Origin of the sequence: Paraburkholderia fungorum (assembly GCF_003610895.1) — a bacterium.
In the GTDB taxonomy this organism is placed as follows: Bacteria; Pseudomonadota; Gammaproteobacteria; order Burkholderiales; family Burkholderiaceae; genus Paraburkholderia; species Paraburkholderia fungorum_B.
In genome coordinates, this window is sequence record NZ_MCAS01000011.1 from 1 (window position 1) to 15,913 (window position 15,913).

General features: G+C 62.2%; 13 protein-coding genes. 4 read left to right on the top strand and 9 right to left on the bottom strand.

Translation table 11 applies throughout. The features are described from left to right. The coding region (locus BCY88_RS12030) for an IS30 family transposase (protein ID WP_147408512.1) at window positions 1–728 on the bottom strand (728 nt) is incomplete at its 3' end. A 321-nt stretch (window positions 729–1,049) separates the two neighbouring features. On the opposite strand from BCY88_RS12030, the gene BCY88_RS12035 reads away from it, so the two are divergent. Further along, a complete protein-coding gene (locus BCY88_RS12035; protein ID WP_120344468.1) occupies window positions 1,050–1,430 on the top strand; it encodes a DUF5594 family protein in 381 nt (126 codons plus the stop codon). Between the two features lie 9 nt (window positions 1,431–1,439). On the opposite strand, the gene BCY88_RS12040 is transcribed toward BCY88_RS12035, so the two are convergent. The 6 genes from BCY88_RS12040 to BCY88_RS12065 form a co-directional block, all read right to left on the bottom strand. Further along, window positions 1,440–3,023 carry a methyl-accepting chemotaxis protein gene (locus BCY88_RS12040; protein WP_120344469.1) on the bottom strand — a complete coding sequence of 528 codons (1,584 nt, stop codon included), beginning with the start codon at window positions 3,021–3,023 and terminating at the stop codon, window positions 1,440–1,442. A 21-nt stretch (window positions 3,024–3,044) separates the two neighbouring features. Next, complete coding sequence (locus BCY88_RS12045) at window positions 3,045–4,844, bottom strand: methyl-accepting chemotaxis protein (RefSeq protein ID WP_120344470.1); 1,800 nt, start codon at window positions 4,842–4,844, stop codon at window positions 3,045–3,047. A 348-nt stretch (window positions 4,845–5,192) separates the two neighbouring features. After that, window positions 5,193–7,304: a phosphocholine-specific phospholipase C gene (locus tag BCY88_RS12050; RefSeq protein WP_120344471.1), complete on the bottom strand. Its 2,112-nt coding sequence runs from the start codon at window positions 7,302–7,304 to the stop codon at window positions 5,193–5,195. A gap of 81 nt (window positions 7,305–7,385) precedes the next feature. Then, complete coding sequence (locus tag BCY88_RS12055) at window positions 7,386–7,724, bottom strand: hypothetical protein (protein WP_120344472.1); 339 nt, start codon at window positions 7,722–7,724, stop codon at window positions 7,386–7,388. A gap of 137 nt (window positions 7,725–7,861) precedes the next feature. Then, complete coding sequence (locus tag BCY88_RS12060; RefSeq protein WP_120344473.1) at window positions 7,862–8,323, bottom strand: RidA family protein; 462 nt, start codon at window positions 8,321–8,323, stop codon at window positions 7,862–7,864. 71 nt (window positions 8,324–8,394) lie between these two features. Beyond that, the gene (locus tag BCY88_RS12065) at window positions 8,395–9,270 is read right to left on the bottom strand and encodes an IclR family transcriptional regulator (RefSeq protein WP_120344474.1); all 876 of its coding nucleotides are present in this window, start codon (window positions 9,268–9,270) and stop codon (window positions 8,395–8,397) included. 118 nt (window positions 9,271–9,388) lie between these two features. Here BCY88_RS12065 and BCY88_RS12070 point away from each other — a divergent pair, with 118 nt between their 5' ends. The 3 genes from BCY88_RS12070 (at window position 9,389) to BCY88_RS12080 (ending at window position 13,318) form a co-directional block, all read left to right on the top strand. Further along, on the top strand, window positions 9,389–10,591 hold the full coding sequence (locus BCY88_RS12070; RefSeq protein WP_120344475.1) for an aminotransferase class V-fold PLP-dependent enzyme: 1,203 nt from the start codon (window positions 9,389–9,391) through the stop codon (window positions 10,589–10,591). Between the two features lie 157 nt (window positions 10,592–10,748). After that, a complete protein-coding gene (locus tag BCY88_RS12075; RefSeq protein ID WP_120344476.1) occupies window positions 10,749–11,867 on the top strand; it encodes a porin in 1,119 nt (372 codons plus the stop codon). An 80-nt stretch (window positions 11,868–11,947) separates the two neighbouring features. Continuing rightward, window positions 11,948–13,318, top strand: a complete 1,371-nt coding sequence (locus tag BCY88_RS12080; protein WP_120344477.1) for a GntT/GntP/DsdX family permease — start codon at window positions 11,948–11,950, stop codon at window positions 13,316–13,318. A 56-nt stretch (window positions 13,319–13,374) separates the two neighbouring features. Here the strand turns inward: BCY88_RS12080 and BCY88_RS12085 are convergent, their stop codons facing one another. Both BCY88_RS12085 and BCY88_RS12090 read right to left on the bottom strand, forming a co-directional pair. After that, the gene (locus tag BCY88_RS12085; RefSeq protein WP_120344478.1) at window positions 13,375–14,205 is read right to left on the bottom strand and encodes an alpha/beta fold hydrolase; all 831 of its coding nucleotides are present in this window, start codon (window positions 14,203–14,205) and stop codon (window positions 13,375–13,377) included. Between the two features lie 8 nt (window positions 14,206–14,213). Beyond that, window positions 14,214–15,818, bottom strand: a complete 1,605-nt coding sequence (locus BCY88_RS12090) for a benzoate-CoA ligase family protein (protein ID WP_120344479.1) — start codon at window positions 15,816–15,818, stop codon at window positions 14,214–14,216. Between the last annotated feature and the right edge of the window lie 95 nt (window positions 15,819–15,913).

Below are 15,913 nucleotides of genomic sequence, written 5' to 3' on the forward strand. Positions count from 1 at the left end.
GCCAGCAGATCGCCTTCCCAATGCCCGGGCACCGCGCGGTCTTCCACTTCGGCCGGTCTTTCGCTGATCGACACGGCCCCGATTATCCTGCCCCTGTTCTGCCCGCTTGCCGAGGCGCTCTTCGCCTGACGCATCGTACGATTGGTACGAAGATGCTCGACGAGTTCCTTTTTAAGGACCCCGCGTGCCTGGATGAACAGGCTCCGGTAGATCGTCTCGTGTGATATCTGCATGTCCTTGTTGACCCGGAACTCGCGCCTGAGCCATCCCGCTATCTGTACAGGGGCCCATTTTAATTTGAGTCTGGCCGCCACCAGCCGGCGCAGCCGCGCATTGCCTGACAACGCACACACCTTGGGCCGCCGTGCACGCTCCCAGGCGTTCACATCGGCCTCGTGCGCCCGATATCGGTGGCTGCCGCCATTACGCGAAATCTCCCGGCTGATGGTCGATTTCGAGCGCCCCAGTTGCAACGCAATCTCGCCCATCGTACCGCCTGCGACAAGGCCCCGCGATATCTCCTCGCGTTCGGCCAGCGTCAGTGCCCGTGCAGATCGTGTGCGCACGGGCGGGGAAAATCCGCCGTTCCTGTTCACAACGTGATAAACGGCACTCGGCTGGCGCTCGAGCATCCGCGCGATTTCACTCAGCGACTCGCCCTCGCGCCACAGCTTCCAGATTTCCGCCTTCTGTGCGGTGTTCAACCACGGTCTTCTTTGTCGTCCCATCGTGCTCCACTCTCCATTTCCCTATTGGAACAGAGGTGTTGCAACGACCGGTTGAATCCGCCGCCGCTTTCTTTGCTTATCTTTCTTTGCGGCGGCAAAGAAAGTAAGTGCCGCCCCGCACAGGGGCAACACAAATAGACCACTAACAAAACAAGGAAAGGCCAAAAAATCCAGAACGACAGCCTCGAGTTGCAGGGTACAGACGCAGATCATAAAAACCGGCACACCGATGCAACAAACCCACAAAAGGCACGCCACAGGCACCCCCCCACTCCCATGCTACGATGCTCCGCAATATCAGATAAACCGCTGGAGACATAGATGCGCCCAGAGAGTGCCGCCCGTTTCGACGAACAGTTCGCACCTCGCATTGCCGAGGCGATCGCCGCATGCTTCGCCACCACCGTGCATACCGAAGTACTGCCTTACGGCGGCCACGGCCACCCCACGAGCGTGCGGATTCACGCAGTGCCGCTCGAAGGTCTCGGTCACTATCCGCACCCATTGAACCTGTTCCTGACCTGGGATAGCGACGAAATCGAGCGGCTGATGGGCCCGGAAGGACCCGCGCGCTTCGCCGGCTATCTGGCTGCATTGCCACGCAAGCTGGAAGCCTGGCGCCACGTGCGCGAACTGGATTTCTCCTCGCACACGCAGGGCGAGCCGGCGGTATTGATCGGTGGCCTCGATTTCGGCTCCTGATTTCAGCTCTTAAGAAGCCGCCGCGCCGATCCGGAAGAAACTCACGCTTTGCACCAGACCCGATGCCTTGCTCTGCACCGCATCGGCTGCCGCGGCCGCCTGCTCGACCAGAGCCGCATTGCTCTGCGTCACCTGGTCCATCTGCGTCACCGCATCGTTCACTTCCGCAATGCCCGCAGCCTGATCGACGCTGGCCGTCGCGATCGACTCGACGATACGCGTGACGCTGCCCGCGCTTTGCACCACACCGTCCATCGTATTGCTTGCGTGGTTGATCAGCTGTGTACCGGCGTCGATGGTGGCAACCGATTCGCGAATCAGCGCCTTGATCTCGCGGGCGGCATCGGCCGAGCGCTGCGCCAGACTGCGCACTTCGCTTGCGACCACCGCGAAGCCGCGCCCTTGCGTGCCGGCGCGCGCCGCTTCGACGGCTGCGTTGAGCGCCAGAATATTGGTCTGCGCGGCAATCGCTTCGACCACCGCGATGATATCGACGATACGCTTGGACGCTGCATCGATCTGGCCCATGGTGCGCACCGCGTCGGTCATTACGGCGCCGCCGTCGCGCGCCGCTTGCGCCGCGGTTTGCGCGAGCGTGGTGGCCTCGCGTGCGTTGCTGGCGTTGCGCTGAACGGAATCGGTGAAATGCTGCATCGAGGCGGCGGTTTCTTCGAGTGACGCCGCCTGTTGTTCGGTGCGGGCGGACAGATCGAGATTGCCTGCGGCGATCTCCTGCGTGGCCGACGAAATGGTGTGCGCGCCTTCGCGAATCTCGCTGACGATGTGACGCAAGCGATGATTCATGTCGTTGAGCGCGTGGAGCAACTGGCCGGTTTCGTCGCGGCTCACCACGGCGACATCGGCGCGCAGATCGCCGGCCGCAACCGCCTGCGCGACGCCCACCGCCTGCCTGACCGGCAGCGTGATACTGCGGCTCAGGAACCAGATCGCGAACGTGCCTACGCCGAGCGAGCCCGTCACGACCGACAGAAGCAGCGCGCAGGCGAGCGTGTACGCGCGTTCCGCGGCCGCGCTCGTGCGCACGCTGGAATCTTGCGCCTGCTGCATCACCGAAGCGACGATATCGTCGATCGCGGCGGTCGGCGCGCGGTCGATGCCTTTGACCAGACCGTCGACAACGTGTGCCGTATTCGGATCGGCCGCATCATAGCGCTTGAGCGCGTCGAGGTAGCTCTCCTGCAGGGAGGCGTGGGTGGCGAGCGCCTTGTCGACACCGTCCACGTTAGCACCCAGCGCATTGAGCTGATCCTTCAGTCGCAGCAAAGCGGCATGCGTCGTGCCGCTTTCCTTGCTGAAGGCGTCACGGTACCTGGCGAACGCGGCCGGATCGGCGCCGCGCAGCAGCAGGTCTTTCCATTCCTGCACCTGCTTCTTGAATTCGACCTGCGCGACGCGCGCCGTGTCGGCAGCTTGCGCATACTGGCCGAGCGTTTGCGCGGACTGAATTTGCAACGCATGTGTCGTCGACAAGGCGTGCCAGCCCTCCAGACCCACCACCATGGTTGCCGTGAGCAGCACCGCGCCGAGGAGCGCCAATTTAACGGCGATTTTCAGATTTCTATAGAACGTCACTGCGATTTCCCTGGATGCACCTTAGTCCAACTTGAATTGCGCAACGGCACCGGCAAGACTCACGGCCTGGCTTTGCAATGCGGCGGCAGCGGCCGTGGATTGCTCGACCAATGCGGCGTTCTGCTGAACCATTTCGTCGAGCTGGCTGACCGCGCGATTGACTTCCTGAATCCCGCGCGTTTGCTCGTTGGCCGCCTGGGTGATTTCGGAAATGATGGTTGTCACGTTGGCGACGTTGCTGACGATCTCCGTCATCGTCTTGCCGGCCTGGCGGACCTGACCCGAGCCGGAGGCCACGCTCGCCACCGTCGATTCGATTAGCGCCTTGATTTCCTTGGCGGCTTGCGCGCTGCGTTGCGCGAGGCTGCGCACTTCGCCCGCCACCACCGCGAAGCCGCGGCCCTGTTCGCCGGCGCGCGCCGCTTCGACCGCCGCGTTCAGGGCGAGGATGTTGGTCTGAAACGCAATGCCGTCGATGACACCGATGATGTCGGAGATCTTCACCGACGCGTGTTCGATCTCGCCCATCGTCGTAACCACGTCGGAGATCACCACGCCGCCGCGTGAAGCGACTTGTGACGCGGACACGGCGGTGTCGTCGGCCTGCTTTGCGGCGCTGGCCGACTGCGTGACCGTCGAGGTGATTTCTTCCATCGATGCAGCGGTCTGTTGCAGGCTGGCCGCGGCAGACTCCGTGCGACCCGACAGATCGACGTTGCCCGCGGCGATTTCATTCGCGGCCACGCGCACCGATTCGCTGGCGTCGCGAATCTGGCGCATCACGTGGCTGAGTTTGTCGATGAAGGTATTGAACGCGCGCGCGATCTGCGTGACTTCGTCATTGCCGGTGGCCGGCAGACGTTGTGTCAGATCGCCTTCGCCCGAGCCGATTGCGTCCATCGCGTCACGTACTGTCGAGAGACGCTGGAACGAGACGGCGGTGACGGCAGCCACGATTGCCGCGGCGATCGCGGCGATCACGATCAAGGCGATGACCGAAGCCGTCAACAGCGATCGCATGCCGGCGGTCGCCTCCGATTTGTCGAGCGCGACGACCGCGTACCAGTCGGTGCCGGGAATGGCTTCGGCGCGCAACAGCTTCGTGCTGCCGCTCATCTCGACTTCGACAGGGTGCTCGGCGCTGAAGAGCGCGGCCAGCTTGTCGCCGGTGAGCGCGGGTGCGAGATCCGTCACCGGCTTCAAGGTCAGCTTGGCATCGGGGTGGGCGACGATATGCCCGCTCGTGTCGATCAGCATGCCGAAGCTCGCGGGTGTCGGGTGAATCGCCTTGACGTTGGCAATCACGCTGTCCATCGCGACGTCGCCGGACACCACGCCTTTCACCGCGCCGTCGCGCACCACGGGCGCCGCGAACGCGACCACGAGCTTTCCAGTGCCCACGTCCACATACGGCGGTGTCACTACCGGTTTGCCGGCTGCTGCGGCCTGCTTGTACCACGGGCGGCCGGTCGGATCGTAGCCGGGCGGAATGCCGGTCGGATCGGAGAACTTCGCGGTTTTGTCCGCGTAGCCGACATACACATTAGAGAATTTTCCGGCAGCGGCGATCTGCTTTAAAGCGGCGGACGGGTCGGGTTGCAACACGGCGTCCTGCAGCGAGTTGATCATCTGGCTATTGGAGGCGATCCAGTCTTCGATACCGTCGGCATGACCGCTTTCAACAGCATTCAAACTGCTTTCGATGGCATCGGCGTTGTACGAATTGGCGACGACATAGTTGAGAACGGTGTTGGCAGCGAGTGCGACTACAACGATGGCGACGCACAGGGCGACGATGCGCGCGCGAATGGAAGAGAACATGTAGGGAGTTTTTCGGAGTAAGCAGTGAACCGTGGCCGGCGAGGCGGGGGCCTCATACGCGGTATACGGCGTGGGTCGTGCGGACTTGAGCGGGCAATGCTTTCGGTTTATGACAAGCGCCGGGAGAACGGCGTGTGGCGGCGCGTCGCGATGTCATACAGTTTTGCGAGCGAGGCGAGGTTTTCAATGGATACCGAAACAGCACCATGAGCAAGGGGTTGTGAGGCGTTATATTCGTATGAAGATATCGCGTATGTAGTGCGACGCGAATGCCTGAAAAAAAACGGCCGCTGCGTTCTATCGCAGCGGCCGTTTCGTTTTGCCTGAACTGAATTGATGAGCGGAAACTTAACTTCCCAGTGCCGGGTCGCTCATGCTGCTCCTGCCGGTTTCCACGTGTCCGGCGAAGCGTCGCGCGAACGACGGGTCCGTGTCGACCGTGATCGCGAGGTCGTACCAGCCGTAAGCGTTGCGCAGATCGAGGTACAACTGTTCGGTGTCGCCGCCGCGTACCGAATGCTTGACCACGTTGCCGGCGTCGTAGGCATTGACGATGGTGAACTGGCAACGCGCGCTGCCCACATTTTCCAGCCGCAATTGCAGGTTGCCGTTCGCGACGTCGTAGCCTTCAGCGACTTCCGGCCGCGCGATATCGGAACCGTTCCACCAGCTTCTCGCGACGGGCTTGCCCGCAAAGCGGCGCAGGAATCCGTTCGGGCCGTAGACCGTGTAGTCATACGTACCGTCGGCATTCAGCGGCAACTGATCCTGCAGGCGCTTGCCGGCTTCGACGGTATACGTGAGCGGTGCGGCGAGGCCATTTGCGGCGTAGACGAGAAACACGGCGCCCGCGCGGCCCGAATTGACGAAGCGCATCGTCAGCTTGTTCTCCGCGCCTTCACCGTGCACGCGCACGAACAGTTCGTACGGCAGCGCACGCGCCGGGCGCACACCGGGTTCCTGCTTCGGCACGGCCTGCACGAGCGGCGGCAACGGGACATAGTCCGGATGCCGGTTCTGATCGGGCGGCACGTAGCCGCTCGTGCTCGGCAGCGTCGGGAACGCATCGTTCGGGGTGCTGAAGTTGAACGCCGACATCAGGTCGCCGCACACCGCACGGCGCCACGGCGTGATGTTGGGCTCGCCGAGATTGTGCTGGTGGCCGAAGCGCTTTTCGATAAAGCGGATCACCGACGTATGGTCGAACAACTCCGAGCACACATAGCCGCCTTTCGACCACGGCGAGACCACCAGCATCGGCACGCGCGGGCCGAGTCCATACGGACCCGCCGGCGTGCTGCCATTGCCCGCGTAGTTCTCGTTGCTGGTGTCGACGGTCGACAAACCGTTTGCGCTCGATGCCGGCGCGAACGGCGGGGCCATGTGATCGAAGAAGCCGTCGTTTTCGTCGTAGTTGATCAGCAGCACCGTCTTGCTCCACACCTCGGGATTCGACGTGAGAATCTGCAGGACCTGGTCGACGTACCACGCACCGTAGTTCGACGGCCAGTTCGGGTGCTCGGAATACGCTTCCGGCGCGACGATCCACGAGACTTGCGGCAGGGCGTTGTTCTGCACGTCGCGCTTGAGGATATCGAAGTAGCCGTCCCCGTTGGCCGCGTTCGTGCCGGTGCGGGCGTTGTCGTACAGCGGATTGCCCGGCTGCGCGTTGCGGTACTGATTGAAGTAGAGCAGCGAGTTGTCGCCGTAGTTGCCGATGTACGGGTTCTGCGTCCAGCCCCACGAGCCGCTGGCGTTGAGTCCCGTACCGATGTCCTGATAGATCTTCCAGGTGATGCCGGCGTTCTGCAGTACTTCCGGATAGGTGGACCAGCCGTAGCCGGCTTCCGCGTTGTCGATCACCGGTCCGCCGCCGCTGCCGTCGTTGCCCACCCAACCGCTCCACATGTAGTAGCGGTTCGGGTCGGTCGGGCCCATCAGCGAGCAGTGGTACGCGTCGCAGATCGTGAACGCGTCGGCGAGTTGATAGTGAAACGGAATGTCGTCGCGCGTGAGGTAGGCCATCGTCGTGGTGCCCTTGGCGGGCACCCATTGATCGTAGCGGCCGCCGTTCCACGCTGCGTGCGTGCTGGTCCAGTCGTGCGCCAGATCCTGCAGAAACTGCAGGCCGAGGTTCGGCGCGGTGGGGCGGAACGGCAGCACATAGCCGAGATCCGCGGCGAGCGGCTGATACCACACCGGCTTGCCGTTGGGCAGGTTGATCGCGCGGGTGTCGCCGAAACCGCGTACGCCCTTGAGCGTGCCGAAGTAGTGGTCGAACGAGCGGTTTTCCTGCATCAGCACGACGATGTGCTCGACGTCGCGAATGCTGCCGGTCTTGTTGTTGGCGGGAATCGCGAGGGCGTTGCGAATGCCCAGCGGCAACATGCTCAACGCGGTGGCGGAACCGGCGGCGTGCGCGGCGGAGCGCAGAAAATCACGGCGATTTTTTGAAGTCATGGTCTTGGCTTTCGATCTTCATAAGATGAACGAACCATACGGCGCGCGAGCGTGAGCCGCGCGTCGTATGGGGCGCGAAACTCAATCTGCGGTGTGAATGACGGGTGCGACGAGCGGCGTCGACGCGGCAGCGGACAACGCCGCGTCGGCGCTTGATGCGGGCAGTGCTGGGGTTTGAATCGTGAGTGCGGGTAGTGCAGATGCGGCTGGTGATGCAGATGAAGCGGACGGGTTCGCTGACAGGACCTGTGAAGCGCCGCCGTTATCGGCGGCTGCGTCGGTAGAACTCGTGGTGCTCGTATCCGATGCATGGTCGTCGTTGCCGCAGGCGCCGACTAGCAGGCAGAGCGACACGGCGGCCAATGCGCCTGCCAAACGTTTGCGATGTAAGGCAGTAGTCGGCTTCGACACAACAGACATGGCAATGTCTCCGGCACGGGGAGGATGCGCCAGGGCATCCACGCGCCCAGGTCAGCGATGCGCAAGAATAGTCGCTTACCTGTGTAACTTTTGTGAAGATGTGGAAATTTGGGTATTTGTTGAGAATTGGGCTGCCGTCAATCCTGGATCGCTACGATCGCCTCGATCTCGACGGTAATATTGCCCGGCAGGGAACCGACACCAACCGCCGAGCGGGAATGCCGACCGGCATCGCCGAACACGTCGACGAACAGATCAGAGCAACCGTTGATCACGCGCGGATGCTCGGTGAAATCCGGCGCCGCGTTGACCATGCCCAGCAGCTTGACGACGCGCTTCACGCGCCGCAAATCGCCCAGTTCGTTATGCAGCACCGCGAGCAGATTCAGGCCGACCATTTGCGCGTGCCGGTACGCTTCGTCCGCGCTGACGTTGGCGCCAACCTTGCCGGTCATCAGCGAGCCGGTTTCGTCGAGCGGTCCCTGGCCGGACAGAAACAGCAGATTGCCCTCGCGTGTGCAGTGGGTGAAATTGCCGATCGGCGTCGGCACTTGCGGGAGCTTGAGGCCGCGCGTGTGCAGCCGGTCGTAGCAGTTCATCGATTGGGATGTGATGGTGAGCGGTCTTTAAGAAGTGAGCGTGGCGTGCAGAGGCGAAGCTTAAGGTGGCCTTACGCCGCCGGCTCCTGCTCGCGATGCCGCCAGCCGAGGCGTGCTTCGATACGGGCGGCTACCGCCTGCACGGCTTGCGCGAAACGCTCGGTGCCGAGCGCAGCTTTCGCCTCGGGCATCACGATCGAAATCGTGAAGACGCACGCACCGGTGTTGTCGAGCACGGGCGCCGCGAGACATGCCACGGACGCATCCGATTCGCCAATCTGGATCGACAGCCGTGCTTCCAATGCTTCGCGTGCGATCTGCGCGAGCACTTGCGGCCGGGTCTCCGCGCGGCCGGTGGGCGAGCTTTGCGCGTGCTGTGCGAAGAACGCGACCCGTTCGGCATCCGGCAGATGCCCGACCAGCAAACGGCCGGACGCGGTCCAGTTGAGCGGCACGCGGCTGCCGACTCGCGAGGTCACCCGAAAATGCCCGGGGCCTTCAGCCATCTGCTGCACGACCATCATGCCGTCTTCGAGTCCGCAGACTTGTACGGTTTCTTCGACTTCCGCCGAGAGCCGCTGCATTTCTTCATTGGCGACGGCGAGGTAGTCGAGCGAACTCGCGTACGTCAAACCATAACCATACAGACGCGAGCCGAGCCAGATGGTGCCGTCCATGCGCCGCGCCAGCAGGTTCTTCTCAACCAGATCGTTGATGATGGAGTACACGGTGGACAGCGGCGCGCCGACCATGCGTGCGACTTCATAGGCGGTGGCGGGGCGGTTCGCCTGCTGGAGCGCGTCGAGAATCTGCACGGCACGATCTATCGCGCTGGTGCGTGTGCGCGGCGCGGCACTTTCCTCGCGGCCTGCGGATTGGGGTTCGGTGCCGGCGGGGGCCGCGGCGGGTACTGCTTCGGACGCGGAAGGTCGGGACGTGCGAGCCATCGTGCTCCTCTGACGCGGGATGTTTTTGTCCAGTTGACGCAGCTTGATTGTATGCTAGACTGATCCGCAATTACAACATATATTCCATAATTAAGAAATACCGGGTTGGAGGCGCTTCATGGACATTCGCTCTCGCTTTGGCTTACGCCCTGTCATCAATGCTTCGGGCACGATGACGGGTCTCGGCGCGTCCAGTGTCAGCGCACCGGTAATCGACGCGGTGGCGCAAGTACTGCCGCAGTTCGTCGAGATCGACGATCTGCAGCGCCGCGCCTCGGCGGCGATTGCCGAGGCGTGCGGCAGCGAAGCCGGGTACATCACCGCGTCGTGTTCGGCTGCCATCACGCTTTCCATTGCCGCCACCATGACGGGTGACGACCTCGGTCTGATCGAACGGCTGCCTGACACGAGCGCCATGCCGCGCCATGAAGTCGTGATTCAAACCGGCCACCTCGTCAATTATGGCGCACCGGTGGACCAGGCGATTCGTCTGTCCGGCGCGCGCGTCGTGCCGGTGGGCGCGGCGACCGAAGCGCACGGCTACCAGTTGAACACCGCCATCACCGAACGCACCGCCGCGGCGCTTTACGTGGTTTCGCATCATACGGTGCAGTTCGGCATGATTCCGCTCGAAGAATTTATTGCGATCGCGCATGCGAAGGGCGTGCCGGTGATCGTCGATGCGGCTTCCGAATACGACCTGCAACGCTTTATCGCAGCCGGCGCCGATTTCGCGCTTTACTCGGCGCACAAGTTTCTCGGTGGGTTGACCGCCGGAATTGTTGCGGGCAAGAAAGCGCTGGTGCGTGCCGCGTATTTCCAGAATGGCGGTATTGGTCGCGGCATGAAAGTGGGCAAGGAAGGTATCGTGGGCGCAATGGCCGCGCTCGAGCAGTGGCAGCGGCGCGACCCGGTCGCGGTGCGCGCCCGCGAACGCGGCTACCTCACACTGTGGCGCGAAACCTTGAATCGCTGCGACGGCGTTTGGGCGGAGATCGACGCCGACCCGACCGGCAATCCGCTCGACCGTCTGAAATTGCATATCGATCCCAGGCAGGCTCGTATCACGGCGTGGGATCTCGCCGATGCGCTCGCGCGGCCGCCCGAAGGCGAAGCGCCGGTGATCGTGCGCGATCATGAGGCGGAGCTGCATTTCTTTTTCCTCGACCCGTGCAATCTGCATCCGGGTGAAGAACAGATCGTACTGGCGCGGCTCATTGCCGAACTCGAGCGCGCGCGGCAGTCGCCCGAACCCGTCGTCACACCGTTCCATCAGCGCGACGCACGCCGCATTGCCGCGCGCCGGAATTGGCCAGACTGATTTTCTCCGGCTCATATTGCTTTACCGATGACCGTTGTTTGACCGTAGCACCGGACCAGGTTCCGGTGTTGCTTTGACTTGCCTGTTTAGTACTACTTATATCGCCGGAACACGATCGTGCAACCGGCGTCCGTCTCTCTTTCGACTTGAGGAAACCATGAAGCACAAACACATTCTCCGTACGGCCATTGCGTTGGCTGCAGCCGGACTGGCTGCCCAGGCTGCCCACGCGCAAAGCAGCGTGACGCTGTACGGCATCGTCGATGCCGGCTTTACTTTCACCAATAATCAGAAAGGTGAGAAGGCGTATCAGGCAACCCAGGGCAATGTGCAGGGTTCGCGCTGGGGCCTGCTCGGCAGTGAAGATCTGGGCGGAGGCAACAAGGTCCTGTTCAAGCTCGAGAATGGCTTCAGCCTTGAGAGTGGCGCATCCGGCCAGGGCGGCCGCATGTTTGGCCGCAGCGCATGGGTGGCGCTCTCCAACAACACGGCGGGCACAGTCACGCTCGGCCGTCAGTACAACAGCGTGCAGGACTATCTGTCGAACATGCAGATCAATGGCGTCGGCGCGATGAGCCAGTACGGCAATGCGATCTACGACAACGACGACATCAACAACACGTACCGCACCGACAACGCGATCAAGTACACCACGCCTACCTATGCGGGATTTACCGCGAACGCAATGTACGCGTTCTCGAATACGGCAGGCCAGTTCGCCAACAATCGCGCATGGAGCGTGGGCGCCGACTATGTGAACGGTCCGCTGCACCTCGACGCGGCCTATTCGCTGGTCAATCAGCCGGCTAGCAATACTGCGGGCGCGGCGCCGTCGGACAATTATTACGGCACCGGCTCGTCGATCATTAGCGGCGTGCAGCGCAATCAGGTGTGGGGCGCGGGCGGCTCGTATGTATTCGGTCCGGCAACCGTCCTGCTGCTGTACACGAACTCGCAATTCCAGCTGCTCAACGGCGGCAGCCTGCACTTCGCCAACTACGAAGCCGCCATGAAGTACCAGCTCACGCCGGCCACACTGCTTGCGCTCGGCTACATCTACACCACGCAGAAGGCCAACGGCACCACGGCCACCAACGCGCACTACAACCAGGTGAGCGTGGGCGGTGAGTACTTCCTGTCGAAGACCACCGACCTCTATCTGAACGGCATCTATCAACGTGGATCCGGTTCGCACGCATGGGTTGAAGGCATTTCGAATCCGTCGAGCAACAACGGCCAGTTCGTGACCGTTGCCGGTATCCGCCACAAGTTCTAAGCCCGCCGCCCGCGCCGCTGCTCATACAACATTCCGCTTAACGGAAACCGCGGCGCGGATCTTTCTTTTCAGGAGCACTTATGGCGACCGTTCAAGGAAGTCTGTTACTCGTCTATGCATTGATTGCCATCATCGCGCTAGTCGTGCTGATTGCGCGCTTCAAGATGAATCCGTTCATTACGCTGATGATGGTGTCGGTGGCGTTGGCACTCGCCGTCGGCATGCCGGCGACGTCGATTCTCAAGTCGTTCGAGACCGGTGTGGGCGGCACGCTTGGCCATATCGCCATCGTGGTCGGGCTCGGCACGATGCTCGGCAAGATGATGGCGGAGTCGGGCGGTGCGGAGCGGATCGCGCGCACGCTGATCAGCCTGTTCGGGCCGAAGAACGTGCATTGGGCGATGATGTGCATCGCATTCCTCGTCGGCTTGCCGGTGTTTTTTGAAGTGGGCTTTGTGCTGCTGATTCCGATCGCGTTCAATGTCGCGCAGCGGACCGGCACGTCGATGATTCGCGTCGGCATTCCGATGGTGGCCGGCTTGTCCGTCGTACATGGTCTGATTCCGCCGCACCCGGCTGCGCTGCTTGCGGTCACGGCGTACAACGCGGATATCGGTCATACGATTTTCTACGCGCTGATTGTCGGCATCCCGACCGCAGCCGTTGCGGGGCCGTTGTTCTCCAAGCTGATCGCGCGCTTTGTGGTGCTCGACGGCATTAATCCGATGGCGCAGCAGTTCATCGAACAGGATGCGAAGCGCTCGCAGCAGGAACTGCCGGGTTTCGGCATTACGTTGTTGACGGTGCTGCTGCCGGTGTTGCTGATGCTGATCGGTAGCTGGGCGGATCTGATCGTGCCGGCCAAATCGTCGCTGAACAACGCGTTGCGCCTGATTGGTCATCCGGACATGGCGCTGCTGCTCGCCGTGCTGTTGAGCTTCTATACGTTCGGCAAGTCGCGCGGCTTTAACCGCGAGCAGATCCTCAAGTTCACCAACGAATGTCTTGCGCCGACTGCGAGTATCACGCTGGTGGTGGGAGCGGGTGCGGGTTTCGGGCGCATTCTGATCGATAGCGGCGCGTCGAAGGCGATCGTCGATGTCGCGACGGGCGCGCACGTGCCGCTGCTCATTCTCGCCTGGCTGGTGGCGGCGTTGATTCGCGTGGCGACCGGTTCGGCGACGGTAGCCATGGCGACGGCGGCCGGCATCATCGCGCCGATTGCCGCAGCGGCGGCGGGCACGGTAGGCGGTGTGCGGCCCGAGTTGCTGGTGCTGGCCACCGGTGCGGGTTCGCTGATCCTGTCGCACGTGAACGACGGCGGCTTCTGGCTGGTGAAGGAGTACTTCGGCATGACGGTGCCGCAAACCTTCAAGACGTGGACCGTCTGCGAAACGATTATTTCGGTGACGGCGCTAGTGTTGACGTTGGGGCTTTCGACCGTGGTTTGAGCGGAAGAAATCCTGTCGCGGCGTGTCCTGGGGGCGCGCCGCGATCTTCCTGCGGTTCAGCGTTGGTGCGAAATAAACGCTGCGATAGCTTCGTTTAGCGCATCCGGCGCATCGCGGTGCGGCGAGTGTCCGCAAGCATCGAGCTTGACCAGTTGCGCATGCGGTACATGCTCTCCGATCGTATCGATCTGCGCCATCGTGCCGTAGTTGTCGTCGTGCCCCTGCACCGCAAGCAGGGGTTGCCTGATGGCGCTCAGTTCATCCACGATACGCCATTGCCTGAAAGCCGGATTCAGCCAGATATCGTTCCAGCCGTAGAACGCGGAGTCGACGTCGGCGTGATAGCGGCTGAGTTTGCCGCGCAGATCCGTGCTTTCATAGAGTTGTTTGGTCTGCGCGATGCTTTCCACCGAGATGTCTTCGACGAATACATGCGGCGCGATCGCCACCGCGCCGGCCAGTTCATTCGCATGCAACGCTGCGTAGAGCAGCGTGATCGAACCGCCGTCGCTATGGCCGATTAACCACATGCGCTTGCGTTCCTGAGCACTGATATCGAGCGCGTCCAACAAAGCGGGCAGAATATCGCGCGCTTGCGCAGTCATGAAATCGACCGGCCATTTGACCTCATGCGCGCGCGGCGTGGACAATCCATAGCCAGGCCGCGAATAGACGAGACCGCGCATACCGAGACGCTCGCTCAAAGCTAGCGGCCAGTCGCGCCACATTGCAATCGAGCCGAGCCCTTCATGCAGAAATACGGCGATGGGTGCATTGCCCGCCGTTTCATTGACCCAACGGTACTCGATGCGCAACGGCCCATGCGATGCCGTGGCGGGCAGTTCTGCAAAGCGGCTGACAACGGCCGGAGTGGCGGGGTTCTGCATGGCTTACCTTATGACTGTTCGCGCAGTTTGAAGCGTTGAATCTTACCGGTGGCGGTTTTCGGCAAATCGTCGACGAACAGAATATCGCGCGGATACTTATGCGGCGCGAGCCGCTCCTTGACGAAGGCCTTCAACTCATCCGCGAGTATCTCAGACGGCACGAATTCACGCTTCAATACGATGAACGCACGTGTCTTGACGAGACCGCCGTGATCCACGCCGACCACGGCTGCTTCCAGTACCGCGTCGTGTTGCATCAGAACCATTTCCACTTCAACGGGCGATACATACTGGCCGCTCACTTTCAGCATGTCGTCGCTGCGGCCCGCATACACGTAGCAGCCGTTCGCGAGACGGCGGTATTTATCGCCGCTGCGGATCCACTCGCCAAGGAACGTCGCGCGTGATTTCTCGCGATTGCTCCAGTACATGAGTGCCGCGCTCGGCCCTTTGATAAACAGATCGCCGACTTCGCCGTCCGGCACCGCATGGCCGGCTTCGTCCCGCAGTTCGACTTCATAACCGGGCACGGGGCGCCCTGTGGTGCCGTACTCGACCGCGCCCGCGCGATTCGACAGGAAGATATGCAGCATTTCGGTTGAACCGATGCCATCGAGAATCTCGCAGCCGAAGTGGGCGGTAAAGCGCTCGCCGATTTCGCGCGGCAGCGCTTCACCCGCGGACGTGCACACACGCATCGCGACATCGGCGCGCGCAGGCAGGTTGGGCGAGACGAGCATGCTCGCGTAAAGCGTCGGTACGCCGTAGAAAATGCTTGGACGATGCCGCACGAGGCGCGTGAAGATGGCGTCGGCGGTGGGGCGCTCGGCCATCAATACAGCCGTCGCGCCGACTGAAAGCGGGAACGTCAGACCATTCCCGAGACCGTACGCAAAGAACAATTTGGCAGCGGAGAAAACCACGTCGCTTTCGACAATGCCAAGCACCGGCTTGGCATACAACTCAGCGGTCCAGTACAGATTCGCATGCGTGTGGACGGTGCCTTTCGGCTTGCCGGTCGAGCCGGACGAATACAGCCAGAAGGCGATGTCGTCGCAACCGGTCGTGCATGGCTTGATAGCGGGCGTGGCCGCGTCGATCAGTTCGTTGAGCAACGGCGCGTCTCGCGGCCCGTTCAACGGCTGGTTTTCCGGCGGCTGCGAGACGATCAACTGGCAACCGTCATGTTCGGCGGTATTCATCGCCTCGACGACATTCGGCAGCAACGCAGCTGATGCGATGACGGCACGCGCGTGGCTGTGCGTCAGCATGTAAACGTAATCAGCCGCCGTGAGCAGCGTGTTGGCGACGACCGGCACGACGCCCGCATAGAGCGCGCCGAGAAAGGCGACCGGCAGCTCGACGGTATCGAGCATCACCAGCAGTACGCGTTCTTCCGGATGCACGCCGAGTGTGCGCAATGCGCTCGCGAAGCGCCGGACCCGCTCATCGAGTTCGCCGTAAGTGGTGATGCCGGTGTCGTCGATATAAGCAGTTTTAGCGGCGCGCGTTTCATTCAGTTGAAACAGGTAGGCCGCGAAGTTAAATAGCGCGGGCGGCGCTTCGACCGTCACGGCGGGCTGATGCGCAGCCGGTTCCAGCAGGGCTTCCATATGTCTCCTCCAACGGGTGGGGGCGGTCCGGCGCTTATATGCTCATGATCCGCGCGATGCTTACTGTCTGATTGCTTCCTTCCTTCTTTTCTGTC

Coding starts and splice junctions, on each gene's coding strand:
- BCY88_RS12035 (WP_120344468.1), top strand. CDS start 1,050: ATGCGCCCAGAGAGTGCCGCCCGTTTCGACGAACAGTTCGCACCTCGC.
- BCY88_RS12045 (WP_120344470.1), bottom strand. CDS start 4,844: ATGTTCTCTTCCATTCGCGCGCGCATCGTCGCCCTGTGCGTCGCCATC.
- BCY88_RS12050 (WP_120344471.1), bottom strand. CDS start 7,304: ATGACTTCAAAAAATCGCCGTGATTTTCTGCGCTCCGCCGCGCACGCC.
- BCY88_RS12055 (WP_120344472.1), bottom strand. CDS start 7,724: ATGTCTGTTGTGTCGAAGCCGACTACTGCCTTACATCGCAAACGTTTG.
- BCY88_RS12060 (WP_120344473.1), bottom strand. CDS start 8,323: ATGAACTGCTACGACCGGCTGCACACGCGCGGCCTCAAGCTCCCGCAA.
- BCY88_RS12065 (WP_120344474.1), bottom strand. CDS start 9,270: ATGGCTCGCACGTCCCGACCTTCCGCGTCCGAAGCAGTACCCGCCGCG.
- BCY88_RS12070 (WP_120344475.1), top strand. CDS start 9,389: ATGGACATTCGCTCTCGCTTTGGCTTACGCCCTGTCATCAATGCTTCG.
- BCY88_RS12075 (WP_120344476.1), top strand. CDS start 10,749: ATGAAGCACAAACACATTCTCCGTACGGCCATTGCGTTGGCTGCAGCC.
- BCY88_RS12080 (WP_120344477.1), top strand. CDS start 11,948: ATGGCGACCGTTCAAGGAAGTCTGTTACTCGTCTATGCATTGATTGCC.
- BCY88_RS12085 (WP_120344478.1), bottom strand. CDS start 14,205: ATGCAGAACCCCGCCACTCCGGCCGTTGTCAGCCGCTTTGCAGAACTG.
- BCY88_RS12090 (WP_120344479.1), bottom strand. CDS start 15,818: ATGGAAGCCCTGCTGGAACCGGCTGCGCATCAGCCCGCCGTGACGGTC.